Raw genomic sequence first — 18,021 nt, 5'->3', positions numbered from 1 at the left:
CAGTGCATCGCTTCGACTTACGCTCAGGGTACGATAAATGCTGAGGGTTGGTTTTTTGAGTATTGATTTTTTTATATTGCCCAGTCAAGAAGATGAGCAATTTTGTCAGTTTGTGAGTACACAGGTTAAATCCTATTATGCAGCAGGGAAAACTGCTGTGATTTATGCAGAAGAGCCATTGTGTCAGGAGTTGGATGCTAGATTATGGTTTGATGGTGAAGATGATTTTTTGCCGCATATTTATGTCACAGATGAGTTGTCAGACTATACAAAACTTCCAGTAGTAATTGTTAGTGAAGCAAGCGCTCTTAAGAATTTGAATAAAGATATACTTATTGATTTGACATTAAATGATCTGCCGATGAGCCATGAGATAAAACACTTGGTGAAAATTGTTGATCAAGAATCTTCAAGGCTACAAGCTTCAAGGCGCTATTATAAGGCATTGCAGCGACAGGGTTTTACAATTAATGTGCATAAGATATAAGAGATATTAGATGGCAAGGAAGTCATATGTATCCTTACGGGAAAATCTGAGAAAGAAGTTAATGTGTTTTAGTCAGTGATGATGATGGCAAACCTTCTGAATTTTACCGCATTGAAATATATTAAATAATTTGATCTTAAAAAATGCTTTAATGTCTATATTTAAACCTCGTTTTTACTGGGTTTGGATTAATTCTGATTGCTTGCTTCTTCACGGTAGCACTTCAATTTATTTGTGCTAGAATACGCAAGATTTTGTGTTTAACACGTTAATTTTCTTGATAAGCAGGAGAAAGCAATGAAACATCAAGGACCACGAAATATAGGGCTTGGCTCAATAAAGTCCTATTCGTTCCCAATTACGGCAATAAGCTCGATTATTCACCGAATTACTGGTGTATTAATGGTTGTATTATTGCCGTTTTTATTATGGGGTTTTAGTTTGTCAATGCGCTGTGGTGGCGATTTTTATCATGTGCAGGATTTATTAATCCATTCACCATGGAGCATTGTCGCTTGGATCTTTATATCAGCAGTTTCATATCATGTAATCGCCGGTATTCGCCACTTGATTATGGATTTAGGATTTGGTGAAGAAATGTGTACGGCTAAAGCTTCTTCAATCGTTGTTTTAGTGCTAGGTGTGTTAGTAACAATTTTCTGGGGGCTTTGGTTATGGGTAATGTAACTTCATGCACACGTTCGGGTTTGAAAGACTGGTTTTTGCAGCGTGTAACTGCCATTATCATCATGTTATATGCAATCTTTGTAGTGGTTGTTGTCTTAACACTATCCGGTGATGGTTCATATCACACATGGCTTGCGATTTTTCAAAACGCGTGGGTGAAAACATTTACGATTTTAGCGTTTTTGTCATTAATGGCGCATGCATGGATTGGAATGTGGACGATTTTTACTGATTATGTGAAGTGCGCATGCATTCGCGGATTCTTACAAGTAGCGGCAATTGTTGGCTACTTTGCGTGTTTTATTTGGCTTATTTGTATTTTATTTTAAGGGGTATTGATAATGAAAATTGCAGTACAACAATTTGATGCAATCGTTGTTGGTGCCGGTGGTGCTGGAATGCAAGCGGCATTTCAGTTAGCTCAATCTGGATTTAAAACCGCAGCGATTTCAAAAGTATTTCCAACGCGTTCGCATACGGTATCAGCGCAAGGCGGTATTGCTGCGGCATTAGGTAATGTTGAATATGATGATGGTCTACCATCAGATGATTGGAAATGGCATACCTATGATACGGTTAAAGGTTCTGATTATATCGGTGATCAGGAAGCGATTGAATTTATGTGTGAGAATGCCCCGCAAGCAATTATTGAGCTTGAGCATATGGGTATGCCTTTCTCACGCCTAGAAAATGGTAAGATTTATCAGCGAGCTTTTGGTGGCATGTCACGCAATTATGATGTCGGTAATATTGCCAAAAGAACGTGTGCGGCATCTGATAGAACAGGTCATGCCTTACTTCATACGCTGTATCAAGGTAACTTAAAGCATGAAACCAAGTTTTTTAATGAGTGGTATGCTTTAGACTTAGTAAAATCTTCAGAACATGCAATTGCCGGTGTTTTGGCGATGAATATGGAAACTGGTGAAATTGTTTTCTTCCAGTCTAAAGTAACGATCTTAGCAACCGGTGGTGCCGGACGCATTTATGAATCAAGTACCAATGCACATATCAATACCGGTGATGGTGTTGGCATGGCATTAAGAGCTGGTATTCCATTGCAAGATATGGAGTTCTGGCAATTCCACCCAACAGGTATTGCTGGAGCGGGTGTTTTAGTGACTGAAGGTTGCCGTGGTGAAGGTGGAATCTTACGTAATAAAGATGGTGAGCGCTTTATGGAGCGTTACGCGCCTAATGCGAAAGATTTGGCATCGCGTGACGTGGTATCGCGTGCATCACAACAAGAAATTAATGAAGGCAGAGGTCTTAAGTTTGCTGGCGTTGATTGTGTGCATTTAGACTTGACACATTTAGATGAAAGTGTCATTAAAGAGCGTCTACCAGGTATTCGTGAATTGGCGATGACCTTTGCTGGTGTTGATCCATTAAAAGCCCCAATTCCTGTGGTGCCAACTTGTCACTATATGATGGGCGGTGTGCCGACGAATAAACATGGTCAAGCATTAACACAAAATGCCAATGGTGAAGATGTTGTTATTGATGGCTTATATGCTGTTGGTGAATGTGCTAGCGTTTCTGTGCATGGCGCGAATCGCTTAGGTTCCAACTCATTATTAGATTTAGTAGTATTTGGACGTGCGGCAGGCATGCATGCAGAAGATGCTTTGCGTGCGGGTATGCAGCAACGTGATGTAACCGATGAAGCACTAGATCAGGCAATGATGCGTTACAACCGTTGGCAAAATAACAAAGGTGGTGAAGGTGTGGCTGAGTTGCGTGCTGAGCTACAAAAAGCAATGCAGGTTGATTTCTCAGTATTTAGAACAGAGCAACAAATGCAAGATGGTCTTGAGCGTTTAAAATCATTGCGTGATCGTGTGCAAAAAGCATCGTTAGCAGATCACTCACACGTATTTAATACCGCGAGAATCGAAGCGCTTGAGCTTGATAACTTAATGGAAACTGCAATGGCAACCGCGGTACTTGCGCTGACACGTAAAGAGTCGCGTGGTGCGCATTCACGTGAAGATTATCCTGAGCGCGATGATGAGAACTGGTTGAAGCATACGCTTTATTTCCTAGAAGGAGACCGCCCATCAACGCGTGATGTGAATATGAAACCATTAAAATTAGAACCATTCCAACCAAAAGTAAGAAGCTACTAAGGAGATAACGGTGGAAGTTAAGTTTAAAGTTTATCGCTATAATCCTGAAGTTGATAATAAGCCTTACTATAAAGACTACACAGTGACGGTTGAAAACGAGGGCACAAAAGTGCTAACAGCGATTGAGCTCATTAAACAACAAGACCCAACATTAGCAATACGTCGCTCTTGTCGTGAGGGTGTTTGTGGTTCTGATGGTGTGAATATCAATGGTAAAAACCGTTTAGCATGTATTACGTCGATTGGCGAGTTGTCACAACCGATTAAGTTGCAACCTTTGCCAGGTCTGCCAGTGATTCGTGATTTAGTCGTTGATATGAATCAATTTTATAAAAACTATGAGAAAGTTAAGCCTTACTTGATTCCTGCAGAAGGTGATACACCCGTCAAGGAACGCCTACAGTCGCCAGAAGATCGTGCCAAGCTTGATGGCTTATATGAGTGTATCTTATGTGCATGTTGTACCACATCATGTCCATCATTCTGGTGGAATCCTGATAAGTTTATTGGTCCATCAGGCTTATTACAAGCTTATCGTTTTGTGATTGACTCACGCGATGGGGCAACACAAGAGCGTTTGGATGCATTGCAAGATCCGTTTAGCGTCTTTAGATGTCGCACGATTATGAATTGTGTCAGTGTTTGTCCAAAAGGGCTTAACCCAACCAAAGCGATCGGTAAACTCAGATCGATGATGTTAAAAAACAACGTGTAGTTAAGAAAAATCAAGCGCTGGAGATCCAGTGCTTTTTTGTTTGAACTAGCAAAAAAGTAAAAAAGAAAAAAAGTAAAAGAGTGGAAACTATGAGTGAAACCCAAGAATCAATGTCTTCATGGTGGCAGTCTTCGCAACTATCCGGTAGTAGTAGCGCATACTTGGATGCTATTTATGAGGATTATTTACAAGACCCTAATTCGGTAGATAGTAGTTGGCGCCATTATTTTGACGCGATTCGTGACAATAAACATGAAGTCTCGCATGCGCAAGTGCGTGAAGATTTTGTCGCTTTAAGCAAAAACCCATTTCGCTTTGCGCTGACAACGCCTCAGGGGATGGTTGTCGATTCAGGGAATTACCCCGATGGTGGCGATAAAGTCTCAGCGGTGATGGATCTTGTTTATATGTATCGTAGCATTGGTCACAAGGTTTCACACTTAGATCCTCTGAATATCAAAAAGCCTCAAGAAACACCTGAGCTTGAGCTTGATTTTCATGGACTTAATGATGCTAACTTAAATGAAAAATTTAATGTTGGTGTGTTTTCTGACTATCAGGCATTACCACTAAAAGAAATTATTGCTAAATTACAGCATGTCTATACCGGTAGTATCGGCTATGAGTTTATGCATTTAAACAATATGGCTGAAAAGCTATGGTTTAGGCAGCGCATCGAAAAGCAAACTCCTAAGTTATCAGTGGAGCGTAAGACTTGGCTATTAGATCGCTTAACGGCTGCCGAAGGTTTAGAAAAATATCTTGGTATGAAATACGTTGGTCAAAAACGTTTTTCATTAGAAGGTGGCGAATCGATGATTCCTGCACTTAATGAGATGATCAACAAAGCAGGTGAAGTTTCTGTTGAGGAAATTGGCCTAGGGATGGCGCATCGTGGGCGCTTGAATGTGCTTGTCAATATTATGGGTAAATCACCCGAGGATTTATTCAAAGAGTTTGAAGGGGCGCAAGATAAGAAGTTTTTATCAGGCGATGTTAAATACCACATGGGCTTTGCCTCATGGCATAAAACACCCAAAGAAGAATTGCGTTTAGCACTTGCTTTTAACCCATCACACTTGGAGACAGTTGATCCAGTGGTTGAAGGTGCTGTAAGAGCAAAGCAAGATTGCTTTAGTGACGAAGAAAAGCCACATACCAAAGTGGTGCCTATTTTAATTCATGGAGATTCCGCGTTTTGTGGTCAAGGTGTGGTGATGGAGACATTTGCTTTATCACAAACACGATATTATGGCACTGGTGGTACTATTCATATAGTCATTAATAATCAGGTTGGATTTACTACCGATAAAAAAGAAGATAATCGTAGCAGTTTGTACTGCACTGATATTGCTAAAGTGGTTGAAGCGCCTGTTTTACATGTTAATGCGGATGATCCTGAAGCGGTATTGCGTGTCGCGGGACTGGCGATGGATTACCGCATGATGTTTGGCAAAGACATCGTTATTGACTTAGTTTGCTATCGTCGTCATGGACATAATGAAGCAGATGAGCCATCTGGAACACAGCCATTGATGTATAGCATTATTAAGAAATTGCCGACTACGCGTGCAATCTATGCGCAAAAGCTTGAGCAAGAAGGTGTCGTTTCCAAAGCACAAGCTGATCAAATGGCAAAAGCTTATCGCGATCGTTTGCAAAAAGGTGAAGTCGTTGCTGATATTGTTACTGGTAAGCATGAGCGCAAAACGAAATGTGTTGCTGATTGGCGTCCTTATGTCAATCAAAAATGGGATCAATCAGTCGATACACGTATTGATAAAGCGCAATTGGTGAAATTGGCTCAAAGCTTAAATGATTTACCAGCTGATTTGACACTGCAACCTCAAGTTAAAAAGGCCATTGATGATCGCGTTAAAATGGCAGCTAGAGAAATTCCATGCAATTGGGGCTTTGCTGAAAACTTAGCCTATGCGACGTTGTTGGCAGAGGGTTATAACATACGCTTATCAGGTGAAGACTCTGGGCGTGGCACATTCTCGCATCGGCATGCTGTGTTACATAACTATGATTACAGTAAAACAGAATTGCCAGATTACACGCCATTACAACATATTAATGATAAGGCAGAATGCCATATTATTGACTCTGTGCTATCAGAGTATGCGGTTCTTGGATTTGATTATGGCTATAGTTGCTCAGCACCTAAGACGTTGACCTTATGGGAGGCGCAATTTGGTGATTTTGCCAATACCGCGCAAGTTGTTATTGATCAATTTATTGCTGCAGCAGAAGAGAAATGGGGCATTTTATCAGGTCTTGTAATGCTCTTGCCACATGGTCAAGAAGGGCAAGGGGCTGAGCATTCATCTGCAAGATTAGAGCGTTTTTTGCAGTTATGTGCGCATGATAATATGCAAGTGTGTGTGCCAACGACGCCTGCGCAAATGTTTCATATGTTGCGTCGTCAGATGTTGCGCCCTTATCGCAAACCATTGATTGTGATGTCACCTAAGAGTTTGTTGCGTCACCCAATGGTGCATTCAACACTCGATGAATTGGCTAATGGACAGTTCTATAATGTGATTGCTGAAGTCGAAGACCTTAAACCACGATCAGTATCACGCGTGATTTTATGCTCAGGTAAGGTCTATTATGATTTGCTTGCAAAACGTAGTGAGCAAGAGATTAAAGATATTGCTATTGTGCGTATTGAGCAGCTTTACCCATTCCCGCAAGCGGACCTTGATAAAGTATTAGCGGCTTATGAAGCAGTTAATGACATCGTTTGGGTGCAAGAAGAGCCTGAAAATCAAGGTGCTTGGTGGATGATTCAGCACGAATTGCGTAAAGTATTGCGCAAGGATCAGAATCTATCTTATGTCGGCAGAAAAGCAGCAGCGGCACCTGCGGTAGGTTATCCATCATTATTCCATGCGCAGCAAAGTGAATTAGTGACTAAAGCATTAAAGTTAGATAAATAGATCTGTTTTTAAAGACAACAAATTAAATAACGTTGATAAAAAATAAGTAAAATAAAAAGTTAAGGGTGAACCATGACAGAGGTAAAAGTTCCTGTTTTTCCGGAATCAATTGCAGAAGGTACAATTGCAACATGGCATAAAAAGCCAGGTGATCGCGTTGAAGAAGGCGATGTGTTGGCAGAGATTGAAACAGATAAAGTGGTGATGGAAGTGCCCGCAATGACAGCAGGGACAATGGGCGAGATTGTCAAGCACGAAGGCGATACAGTGCTTTCTCAAGAAACGATTGGCTCAATCACTGAAGGATCTGCAGAAGCATCAACGACAGCACAACCAAGTGAAACAGCGCAAGCGGCAACTCCTGGAGCTACATCCACTGAGGCAGTTACAGTTAATGCCCCAACTTTCCCTGAATCAATTGCTGAAGGTACAGTAGCAACATGGCATAAAAATATTGGTGATCAGGTCGAAGAAGGTGAAACATTAGTTGAGATCGAAACCGATAAAGTGATGATGGAAGTGCCAGCAACCCAAAGTGGTGTATTGGCTGAAAAGCTTAAAAATGAAGGTGACACGGTGCTAAGTGCTGAAGCAGTAGCCAAAATTAGCGCGGGCGCTGTGAGCCAACCGGCAGCAGTTGAGAGTGCGACTGAATCAAAAGTAGAGTCTAATGATCATTTATCGCCTGCAGTACGTCGTGCGGTTAAAGCCAATGATGTTGATGTCAATAATGTGCAAGGCACTGGTAAAAATGGTCGCATTACCAAGCAAGATGTGGTCAGTGCTCCTGTACAAGCTCAAAAACAAGCACCAGTAGCCCAAGCGGTCGATACTATGAGCTTTGAGGGTGATCGTCCTGAGAAACGTGTGCGCATGACACGTTTACGTCAAACGATTGCGAAACGCTTGGTTGAAGTGCAACATACCAATGCGATTTTGACGACGTTTAACGAAGTTGATATGAAGCCTGTTATGGATCTAAGAAAGCAATATAAAGATCTTTTCCAAAAGACACATGATGCCAAACTTGGCTTTATGTCATTCTTCTTAAAAGCAGCAACCGAAGCGTTAAAGCGTTTCCCTGAAGTCAATGCGTCAATTGATGGCACTGATGTTGTCTATCACGGCTTCTTTGATATTGGTGTCGCAGTGGGTTCTGATCGTGGCTTAGTGGTTCCTGTCATCCGCAATGCAGATCAAAAATCTTTTGCCCAAATTGAAAATGATATTATTGAAAAGGCAATTAAAGCACGCGATGGTAAATTGTCATTAGAAGAAATGCAAGGTGGTACATTTACGATCACCAATGGTGGCACGTATGGTTCAATGCTATCCACACCCATTATTAACGCACCACAAAGCGCGATCTTAGGCATGCATAATATTGTTGAGCGTCCTGTGGTTGTTAACGGTGAAATCGTGATTCGTCCGATTATGTATTTAGCATTATCTTATGATCACAGAATCATTGACGGCAGTGTCTCTGTTAAATTCTTAAAAACAATTAAAGAACTGATTGAAGATCCAGCAAGGATGTTGTTGGAGATTTAAGTAGACAATTTTTCTAAAGAGCTTTCAAGCTCTTCTACCAAACGCTAGAATTCATCTGTTTTTCAAATGATTAGATGATAGGGTTTCTCGCTTAAAATCGCCAACATTTATCACGTCTTGTTTTTTGCTATTCTTATGTTTCAGTGCTAGGCATATCATGGCTATAAATAATTGTTATATGTGGTAAAATTATTATTGGAAATCAATTGTAAAGGGAGTTTGTGCGATCTATGACATTGATAAAAAAGTTTAGTCATATCAATATGGCAATTTACCGAGATTTCAACTGGGATAAAACATGTGTTAATGAAAAGAATGAACCACTCGAGTTTAAGCAAGTTAATATCCTATATGGTAGAAACTATTCAGGAAAGACGACGTTATCAAGAATTGTAAGAGCATTTGAAACAGGAAAAATATCGGATAAATACGAAAACCCAAGCTTTTCATTGTTATTAGATGATAACAGAAAACTTACGCAGTCTAACCTTGATACATCTTATAAATTCAGAGTTTTTAATGAAGATTTTGTGCGCGAGAATCTTAAATTTATTCATAACCCAGAGGAGTCGATTGAGTCGTTTGCAATTTTAGGTGAGGATGTAGAGTTAGAAGCAAAGATCACGGAATTAAAGACGATTTTAGGCAAAGATGATGAAGAGAATCCTACAGGGGTGTACAGTGATTTGGCAATTAGTGAAAAAACTTATAAAGACCGTGATGCTCAATATGAAGAAGCAAAAAAGCAGTTCGAGAAATATTTAACAAGAAAAGCAAACTCAGAGCACACTGGCATTAAGCATAACCCTTTGTACAAAGTTGCAACTTACAACAAAAGTAAGCTAGTAAAAGATTGTGATTATGTGATAGATCAAGAGTTAGAAAGGCTAAGCGATGCAGAGAGAGAAGAGAAAAAGCAAACGATTAAAGAGGATAAAAAAGACAATATTACATTTACCAAACCATTTCTTAGGTTAGATGAATTCATAATTAAGAGTCAGTTTTTGGTTGAAAAAGATATTACTATCTCTGAGCCTATACAGGAGTTATTGGTCAACTGGTCATTAAACGAATGGGTGAGAGAGGGTATAAATCATCATAAAGAGCGAGACACTTGTGCTTTTTGTCAGCAAACTTTACCCAACGATCTGTGGGATAAGCTAAACAAACATTTTAGTGAAGAGTCTGAAAACTTACGTTGTAATATTGATGCACTCATTGAGGAAATCAATACTGAGAAGAATAATGTAACAAATGGGCTAGCCCTTGAAAAAACTCAGCTCTATAGTGCGTTTCGCCCGGAATTTGAAAACATACAATCTGACTACACACGAGAAACCCAAGTATATAGTGAAGCTTTAGGTTTACTATCTGATCAGTTAGAGAAGCGAAAAGATAAGATTGCTCAGAAGCTAATTTTTGAGCCTCCTCAGTCTAATGTTGATAAAATAGAACAATTATATGGCAAGTTTCAAGCGTTATGCATGGAGTCAAACCAATATACGAATGACTTGAGTGATAAACAAGAAGAGGCGTGTGATGCATTAAGATTGGATGAGGTTTGTAAGTACGTTGTAGACTCCAATTATCAACAAACAAAAGAACAGATAAATGACTTAGAAACTAAGGCTAGTAGTGCGCAAAGTGAAAAGGAAGAGGTTGAAGAGAAAATTAAAAAAACTCTAAAACAGATTGAAGAACTAGAAGCAAAGTTAGGTGGTGAAGCTGAAGGTGCTAAGCAAGTTAATGAATATTTAAATCATTTCTTTGGCCATCAGATGTTATCTCTTCAACCAGCTTTAGAAGAAGGATCGCATCAAAAGAATTATAAATTTGAAGTACAAAGAAATGGCATCAAAGCTCATCATCTAAGTGAGGGGGAATGCCGATTAATCGCATTTTGTTACTTTATGGCAAAACTACATGATGTAAATACTAAAGGTGAAAAGCCTATTATTTGGATTGATGACCCAATATGTAGTTTAGATGCAAATCATATCTTTTTTGTGTTTAGCTTGATTAAAGAGGAGATTGTTCAAAAAAATCTATATTCTCAACTATTTATTTCAACGCATAGCTTGGAGTTTTTACAGTATCTAAAGCGAGTTGTTAAAGAAAAGCATGAACAAAAAAAAGTGCAGCGGTTTCTAGTTAAAAAAGTTGAGAAAAAAGTGTCGGTTATCTCATTGATGCCAAAGTATTTGAAGGAGTATGCTACCGAGTTCAATTATTTATTTGAGAAAATTCATCAATGTGCAAAGAGCCCAGAACTATGTGACGAAAATTATGAAGTTTTTTATAACTTTCATAACAATGCACGAAAATTTATGGAAATTTATTTGTATTATAAATATCCTGATTATAGAAGTGACTTTGAGAAACAGAAGGCATTTTTTGGAGAAGAGATTTCAGAGGCTTTAAGTGGTAGTGTTAGTCTTCGATCAAACCACGAATATTCACATTGTAAAAGGCTTGAGCGTAGCGCTTTACCTGTAGATATTCCAGAGTCTAAAAAGGTGGCTCAAAAAATTCTAGATAAAATCAAAGAAAAAGATCCTGAGCAATATCAAGCATTGTGTCAAAGTATTGATGTTTCTGAAGAGGATAATATTAAAAATAAATCATTGGAAGCTATAACATGAAAATCCTCCACACATCCGATTGGCATTTAGGGCGCATGTTGTATGGCAAGAAGCGTTATCCTGAATTTGAAGCTTTTTTAAATTGGTTAATTGAAATCATTAAAATGCAAGAAATTGATATCTTATTAATAGCAGGCGACATCTTTGATACCACCACGCCAAGCAATTATGCCCAAGAGCTGTATTTTCAGTTTTTAAGTGATGTTGCTAAAAATACCCATTGCCAACATGTGGTGGTAATCGGTGGCAATCACGATTCCCCAAGTTTGCTTGAGGCATCTAAAAGTGTATTAAAAGCGCTTAATATCTATGTGGTAGGGGCAGCGTGTGACAACCCACAAGATGAAGTGATTACGCTGAACAATGACAAAGGTATACCGCAAGCAATCATTTGCGCAGTACCTTATTTGCGTGATCGTGATATCCGAAAGGTTGAAGTCAGTGAAACATTAGATGATAAAAATAAAAAATTAATCTCAGGCATTAAGCAGCATTATCATGAGGCGTGTCAGTATGCTAAAGAAAAGCAGATTGAGCTTTGCAAAACACATAAGCTTCAACATTTACCAATCATTGGTATGGGGCATTTATTTGCCGCTGGAGGCAAGACTGAGATCGATGATGGCGTGCGTGAGTTATATGTCGGCTCATTGGCACATGTTGATGCGAGTATATTTCCTGATTACCTTGATTATGTCGCTTTGGGGCATTTGCATGTGCCACAAATAGTGGCAAAACAAGAGCATATACGCTATAGCGGTTCCCCGATTGCAATGGGCTTTGGTGAAGCCAAGCAGCAAAAGCAGGTATTAATGATTGACTTTAAAGACGGCAATAGCGTCATTACACCTATTGCTGTTCCTTGTTTTCAACAGTTAATCAGTATCAAGGGGGATCTTGAATGCATTTTAGAATCCTTATCTCAATTGATAACAGAAAATGCTCAAAATTGGCTTGAGATTGAATATACAGGCAAAGAAATTATAAGTGATCTGACAGAGCAAATTAATCTTCATATTCAAGGTAGTCAATTAGAGATCAGACGTATCAAAAACAAACGTGTGATTGATAAAGCCATCAGCCAATCCCAAAGCAGTGAAACACTAGAAGATCTTAATGAAATAGAAGTATTTGAGCGCTGCTTGTCTGCACATGATATTCCAAAAGATCAGCAAGCCGTTTTGATGGATTGTTATCAAGAGATTATGATGCAGCTTGCTGAGGAAGATGTTCAAGCTCAGTAAGGAAAGGTAGCAACAAAAATGATAAAAGCCTACCAGTCAAACGCGCGAGAAATTTAATAGCAGAATAGTTTATAAACATAACACTCTATAAATTCTTTTAAAAACGGAAAAATCGATTTTTAAATGGTAAAAATGGGTGTATGATTTAGGTTAGTTGAATAATAGTTATGTTTAAAGTAATGATGTGGATGGTAAGTGATGCTATTAGAGTTTTCTTTTAGAAACTGGAAGTGTTTTAAAGAATTAAATACATTTTCAATGGATGCCAACACACGTCTTAAGAATAATAAAGAGCATTTATTGACGGTTAAATACCAGAAAACAGGCAAGTCACATGAGACAGTGTTGCCCTTCTCAGCAATCTATGGTGCAAATAATTCAGGCAAAACATCATTTGTTGATGCGCTTGCCTTTTGTAAATATTTACTTTGCTCTAAAACGAGAAGCTTGAGTCAATTGGAGCCTTATCGTTTGGGGGAGGCAGAAGAAACAAGTTTCTTTAGCTTTACAATTTTTATTGATGAGCATATTTATCAATATCAATTTGAAGTGGATAAAGCTCAGGTTTATCATGAAAAACTGCTACTTTTAAAGCCATCAACACAAAAAATACTTTTTGATAGAAATATTGATCAAAATACTTATACAGGGCAGCTGATCAAGGAAGATAGTGATCTGGCAACCATTATCAAAACAATGCCAAAAAATAAGTTATGTGTTAGTCATATTATTGAGCAAAATATTGATAATAAAATGCATTTTGAGCAGGTTTATAAATGGTTTAAACACCATTTAACTCTTATTTCACCACGATCTAAAAAAGGCATGGTCGATATTCCTTTGCGATTAAATGAAATGAATGATGCAATAAAAAGGCTAGACCTAAGTGTTACAGGTATTGAATTAGAGATAGCCTCAGAGCAGACATTAAAAGAGGAGTTGCCTCAAAGGTTATATGAGCTACTTATTGAGGATGTTAAAGATGGCGTTACAATAATGTTACCTTTGCCTGACGGCTCTTTTTTTTATGTTACCCCAAAAGAGGGGGGTGATAAAATTGATGTTCATAAAGTAGTGATTAAGCATAAAAAGGATAATGGTAAGGATATTAATTTTGAGTTACATGATGAATCAGATGGGACAAGGCGGGTTATTGAGCTTTTACCTTGGTTATTAAAACTTCAAAGTGACCCTAATATTACGGTTGTGATTGATGAGGTAGATCGCAGTCTACATACACAATTATCCAAGGAATTGATTAGAACACATATATTGGGTATTTTGAATCGTCAAGCACAAAGTCAATTAATTATTACTACTCACGATACCCATTTACTTGATTTGTCGTTCTTACGCAAGGATGAATTTTGGTTAGTTCAGAAAGAAGATAATGGCGCTAAGCTTGTTGCATTTGATGAGTTTATTTTAAAATCAGATAAAAAGTTAAGTAAATACTATCTAAGCGGGAGCCTAGGTGGAGTTCCATTTATTTAAAGCTAAGGAATTAAGGCATGGCAAGGAAAAGGCGCTTAGATAAATCCAATAAACGTATACCAATAAGCCATCAGTTTGTATTTTTCACAGAAGGGAAAACGGAAGAGATCTATATTAAATCTCTCTTTAAATATCTGAAAGTAGATATAAAACCAATTTTTCCAATGAAGGGTAATGATAAAGCGAATATTCAGAACATTGAAAATAGAATTATAACAACTGAATTTAATGATAGTCAAACCGTTATTGTTGTTATTGATGGTGATCGAGATCAACAGAAAATTAAGGCGTTTGCTCAAAAAAAGAGATTATTTCAAGCAGCGAAAGATTACCTGATTATTTTGTCAATACCTGATTTTGAGCGTTGGTTATCGTTGCATTATACAACAGATAAAAGCAAATCAATTGAAGATGTGTGCCCTAATTTTGATAAAACAAATACAAAAGTTATTGAGGATATAGCTCAGCAGCATCAAACAGCCGTCGATAATTCAATAAAGTTAATACCTCAAGAGGTTAAGCAATGCGATAATGCTAAATTAATTCATTACATGCTTGATAATGCAGCGCTACAGACGACAAATTTTTATCAGTTATTTTGTGTTATGCAAGGGAGGATTTTGCAGTGAATGATATGAAAACACTTAAAGTACGCTATTTTAATGATAGCGTACCAAATTCAAAAGGATATGTTCTTGAGCGGCATAAGTTTAAAGAGTTTATCTCTAATGTTACTGAAGAAAAATCAGTTAATGATTATGCAAAGCTTCAAATAGAAGCACTTTCATCTCTAGGAAGTTAAATGAAAATCCTCAACTTACGCTTTAAAAATTTAAACTCGCTTTATGGTGAATGGTCTATTGATTTTACTGATCCGGATTATGTGGATAATGGGTTATTTGCAATCACGGGTCCAACTGGGGCGGGAAAGTCAACGATATTAGATGCGATTTGTTTGGCACTTTATGGGCAAACGCCAAGATTGAAAATTATCTCGGAATCGGTCAATGAAGTGATGTCACGTCAAACGGGGGAATGTTTTGCCGAGATCACATTTCAAACGAATGACGGCATTTATCAATGTCATTGGAGTCAGCGCAAAGCGCGAGGTAAGGCAGATGGAAAATTGCAATCACCAAAGCATGAGATCAGTGATTATAACAAGGCTAAAATATTAGAAACAAAAATTAAAAAAGTTAAAGAGCTTGTTGAACAAACAACAGGAATGGACTTTAAGCGCTTTTGCAAATCGATTTTGTTAGCACAAGGTGGCTTTACTGCCTTTTTAAAAGCATCATCGGATGAGCGTTCTGAAATCTTAGAGCAAATGACGGGTTCTGAAATCTATAGTGACATTTCTAAAATGGTGTATGTGCGTGATAAAGAAGAGACAGACAAAGTCATGTTACTACAAAAAGAGCTAGATGGCATTCAAGTGTTATCGCAAGAGCAGCTGATGCAACTAAATAATGAGTTTGCTATTAACAAGTTGTTGATTGAGCGGTTAGATACTAGCGAAAAAGTGTTGAATTATAAAGTGAGCTGGCTTCAAACGATTGACAAGCTTCAAAGTGAGATATCACAATTAGAGGAGCAATATAAGCAGATACAACAACAGCAAGAAGCATTCAAGCCCAAACAGCAGCAGTTGAAACGCTTACAGCAAGTTAAAGATATTAAACCAATTTATGAGGCTTATCAGAGCATTTATACTGAGCTTAACAAAGTGAAAGCTGAGATTGATACCTTACAGCTTAAGCGCCCACAATTACAAAAAGATAATAATCAAGCCAAAGTACAATGTGACAAAGCAAAAGGGCTGTGGCAGCAAGCTCAAGAAGCTCAAGCACTACAAGTGCCAGTGCTTAAAGAAGTGCGTAAACTGGATCACAACATTGAATATAAACAAGCGCAATTGCATCAATTTGAAAGGAAGCTGGATACATTAAATACTGAGCTAAAGCACCAATTGCAACAGCAAGAAAATATGCAACAGGATATGATTAAGCTTGATAAGGCTAATCAAGACAATATTTTATACGCTAAGCAATATGCAGGTGATGGAGGTTTAATCGCTGATTTTCAAGGTATTCAATTACAGATCAGTTCAATTACTGATAAGCACAATGCACTTAATCATTGCCATACTGAAGGTAAAAAAGCGCAAAAACAGTTAGATCAAGCTTTACAGCAACAAGATCAATGCCAACAAAAGGCGAATGTTGCCAATGATGGTTTAAATAAAGCCAAGGAACATTCGGCAGCATTCAGCGTGCAGCTTGACAACATATTAGCAGGTAAACAGCTTGAGGATTACGAGGAAACCTTGGAGCTTAAACTGCATATTCAAGAGCAGCAAAAAGTCATTATTCATTTAGAACAAGAGCGCCAAAAGCTTGTTGATGGTGAGGCTTGTCCGTTGTGTGGTGCATTGGAGCATCCCTATGCAAAAGGTTTGCCGGTATTGGATGCGAATGATGATATTAAAACATTGAAATCGCATATTAAAAAAATCAAAGTATTGCAAAAAGAAGTTACTGAACAAGACAGACAAGTGACTCAAAAGCAGCAAGTATATAGTGATTTAATGACGCAGTTACGTGTAGCAGATGAGAAAATCACTAGTGCTCAATCAGCATTAGAGAAGGTAAAAGAGCAACTGTCACAAGAGCAAAAAAACCTATCACAAGCAATGTCTCAATGTAATGAGGTGTTGCGTAAATATGCCATGGCAATAACACATGTCGATCAACTCCCTGAAGTCAATACGCAATTGCAAAAGCGCTTGAGACAATGGCAACAAACGCAGCAGGCATTACAAAACTATGAACAACAAAAGCAACACTTTACTGAACAGCTAAATCTTGTTCAACAGCAGATTAAGCAGAGCAATGCTTCTATACAACAAGAGCAAGCAGCAATAGCTAGCCTAAATGAAGAAAAGGAAGTGCTTGTCCAAGCTCGGCAACAGCTATTGGCAGATAAAGACCCTGATGATTATGAACAGCAGTTGCAACAAGCAGTTGATCAGGCGCAAAAGCAACATGATCATTTAGCTAAAGAGGTAAAATCGATTGATGACAAAATACTTGTGCTCAATACGCAATTAAGTAACTATCAGGCATTACAAATAGAAAAAGAGAAAGCGTATAGTGATAAGCAAGAAGATTTTTATCAGCAGCTAAAGTCACATAATATGACGGATGAAGATGCCTTTAAAGTGCTTTTAAATCAAATAGATCAAATCAATCTATTGCAACAAGAAGCCGAGCAATTACACAATCATGGACGTGATATCGATAGTCAGCTGAATGCTAAACAAAATGAGTATAATCAACTTCATAATATTTCATTGACTGATGAGAAGCTCGAAAATTTGCTGCAGCAGCGAGAGTTTATACAATATGAAAAGCAACAAACATATGAAAATTTAGGATCACTCAATACACAGTTACAAGCGCATGAAAAGGCAGTGTTAGCATTTACAGATAAGCTAGCGAGTATCGACAAGCAAAAAGCGCAAGCGCAAAAATGGGCAAATCTTAGAGCCTTAATTGGCTCACAAGATGGCAAAAAATATCGTAACTTTGCCCAAGGCTTAACTTTTGAATTAATGGTTAATTATGCCAATCAACAGTTACAACAAATGAGTGATCGCTATTTGTTAGTACGTGATAGTAGTGAACCTTTACAATTAAATGTGATTGACAATTATCAAGCCGGAGAAATACGCACGACAAAAAATCTCTCAGGCGGTGAGAGTTTTATTATGAGCTTGGCTTTGGCACTAGGATTGTCAAAAATGGCAAGTCAAAAAGTTCGCGTTGACTCTTTGTTTTTAGATGAGGGTTTTGGTACATTGGACGAAGATGCATTAGAGATGGCACTAGAAGCACTGTCACATTTGCAGCAAGATGGTAAATTAATCGGTGTGATTTCGCATGTCCCAGCACTTAAAGAGCGCATTAGCTCGCAGATCAAAGTCACGCCAATATCAGGTGGCAAAAGTGTGCTAAGTGGTGTGGGGTGTTGATGTGGTTAATGATTGGCAGGGTACCGGTCATTTTTTTGATGGGTTTGAGTAGATAATCAATATGACGAAATTAGTAGATGTAACCAAACAGGAA

13 protein-coding genes are annotated in these 18,021 nt (G+C 38.2%); all 13 read left to right on the top strand.

The genetic code is table 11. The annotated features are described in order from the left end of the window. The first annotated feature begins 55 nt into the window (after positions 1-55). The 13 genes from ACZ5V8_RS08610 to ACZ5V8_RS08550 all read left to right on the top strand — a co-directional run bounded on the left by ACZ5V8_RS08610 (position 56) and on the right by ACZ5V8_RS08550 (position 17,927). The gene (locus ACZ5V8_RS08610; RefSeq protein ID WP_464217450.1) at positions 56-487 is read left to right on the top strand and encodes a DNA polymerase III subunit chi; all 432 of its coding nucleotides are present in this window, start codon (positions 56-58) and stop codon (positions 485-487) included. A 297-nt stretch (positions 488-784) separates the two neighbouring features. Further along, entirely contained in the window at positions 785-1,174 is a 390-nt protein-coding gene (gene sdhC, locus ACZ5V8_RS08605; RefSeq protein WP_440615740.1) for a succinate dehydrogenase, cytochrome b556 subunit, read from the top strand. Next, positions 1,162-1,503 carry a succinate dehydrogenase, hydrophobic membrane anchor protein gene (gene sdhD / locus ACZ5V8_RS08600; protein WP_464217449.1) on the top strand — a complete coding sequence of 114 codons (342 nt, stop codon included), beginning with the start codon at positions 1,162-1,164 and terminating at the stop codon, positions 1,501-1,503. The genes sdhC and sdhD overlap by 13 nt, the downstream gene beginning before the upstream one ends. Before the next feature lie 12 nt (positions 1,504-1,515). Next, complete coding sequence (gene sdhA, locus ACZ5V8_RS08595; RefSeq protein WP_464217448.1) at positions 1,516-3,303, top strand: succinate dehydrogenase flavoprotein subunit; 1,788 nt, start codon at positions 1,516-1,518, stop codon at positions 3,301-3,303. A gap of 10 nt (positions 3,304-3,313) precedes the next feature. Beyond that, on the top strand, positions 3,314-4,018 hold the full coding sequence (locus ACZ5V8_RS08590) for a succinate dehydrogenase iron-sulfur subunit (protein ID WP_440615743.1): 705 nt from the start codon (positions 3,314-3,316) through the stop codon (positions 4,016-4,018). An 89-nt stretch (positions 4,019-4,107) separates the two neighbouring features. After that, positions 4,108-6,963, top strand: a complete 2,856-nt coding sequence (locus ACZ5V8_RS08585) for a 2-oxoglutarate dehydrogenase E1 component (protein WP_464217447.1) — start codon at positions 4,108-4,110, stop codon at positions 6,961-6,963. 72 nt (positions 6,964-7,035) lie between these two features. Next, positions 7,036-8,514: a 2-oxoglutarate dehydrogenase complex dihydrolipoyllysine-residue succinyltransferase gene (odhB, locus tag ACZ5V8_RS08580; RefSeq protein ID WP_464217446.1), complete on the top strand. Its 1,479-nt coding sequence runs from the start codon at positions 7,036-7,038 to the stop codon at positions 8,512-8,514. A gap of 230 nt (positions 8,515-8,744) precedes the next feature. Beyond that, positions 8,745-11,156, top strand: coding sequence for an AAA family ATPase (locus ACZ5V8_RS08575; RefSeq protein ID WP_464217445.1), 2,412 nt, complete (start codon positions 8,745-8,747; stop codon positions 11,154-11,156). After that, positions 11,153-12,400 (top strand): exonuclease SbcCD subunit D C-terminal domain-containing protein, encoded by a 1,248-nt coding sequence (locus ACZ5V8_RS08570; RefSeq protein ID WP_464217444.1) that lies wholly within the window; start codon positions 11,153-11,155, stop codon positions 12,398-12,400. The genes ACZ5V8_RS08575 and ACZ5V8_RS08570 overlap by 4 nt, the downstream gene beginning before the upstream one ends. 198 nt (positions 12,401-12,598) lie before the next feature. Beyond that, the gene (locus ACZ5V8_RS08565) at positions 12,599-13,894 is read left to right on the top strand and encodes an AAA family ATPase (protein ID WP_440615748.1); all 1,296 of its coding nucleotides are present in this window, start codon (positions 12,599-12,601) and stop codon (positions 13,892-13,894) included. Between the two features lie 17 nt (positions 13,895-13,911). Next, the gene (locus ACZ5V8_RS08560; RefSeq protein WP_464217443.1) at positions 13,912-14,523 is read left to right on the top strand and encodes an RloB domain-containing protein; all 612 of its coding nucleotides are present in this window, start codon (positions 13,912-13,914) and stop codon (positions 14,521-14,523) included. After that, the gene (locus tag ACZ5V8_RS08555; protein WP_464217442.1) at positions 14,520-14,696 is read left to right on the top strand and encodes a hypothetical protein; all 177 of its coding nucleotides are present in this window, start codon (positions 14,520-14,522) and stop codon (positions 14,694-14,696) included. Before ACZ5V8_RS08560 ends, ACZ5V8_RS08555 begins: the two co-directional genes overlap by 4 nt. Then, entirely contained in the window at positions 14,697-17,927 is a 3,231-nt protein-coding gene (locus ACZ5V8_RS08550; RefSeq protein WP_464217441.1) for an SbcC/MukB-like Walker B domain-containing protein, read from the top strand. It abuts the gene before it with no gap. The last annotated feature ends 94 nt before the right edge of the window (positions 17,928-18,021 follow it).

It is taken from the genome of Cysteiniphilum sp. GTC20157, assembly GCF_055396795.1.
Note: the sequence above shows the minus strand (reverse complement) of the source record. Positions and strands in the feature narration are given on the sequence as shown.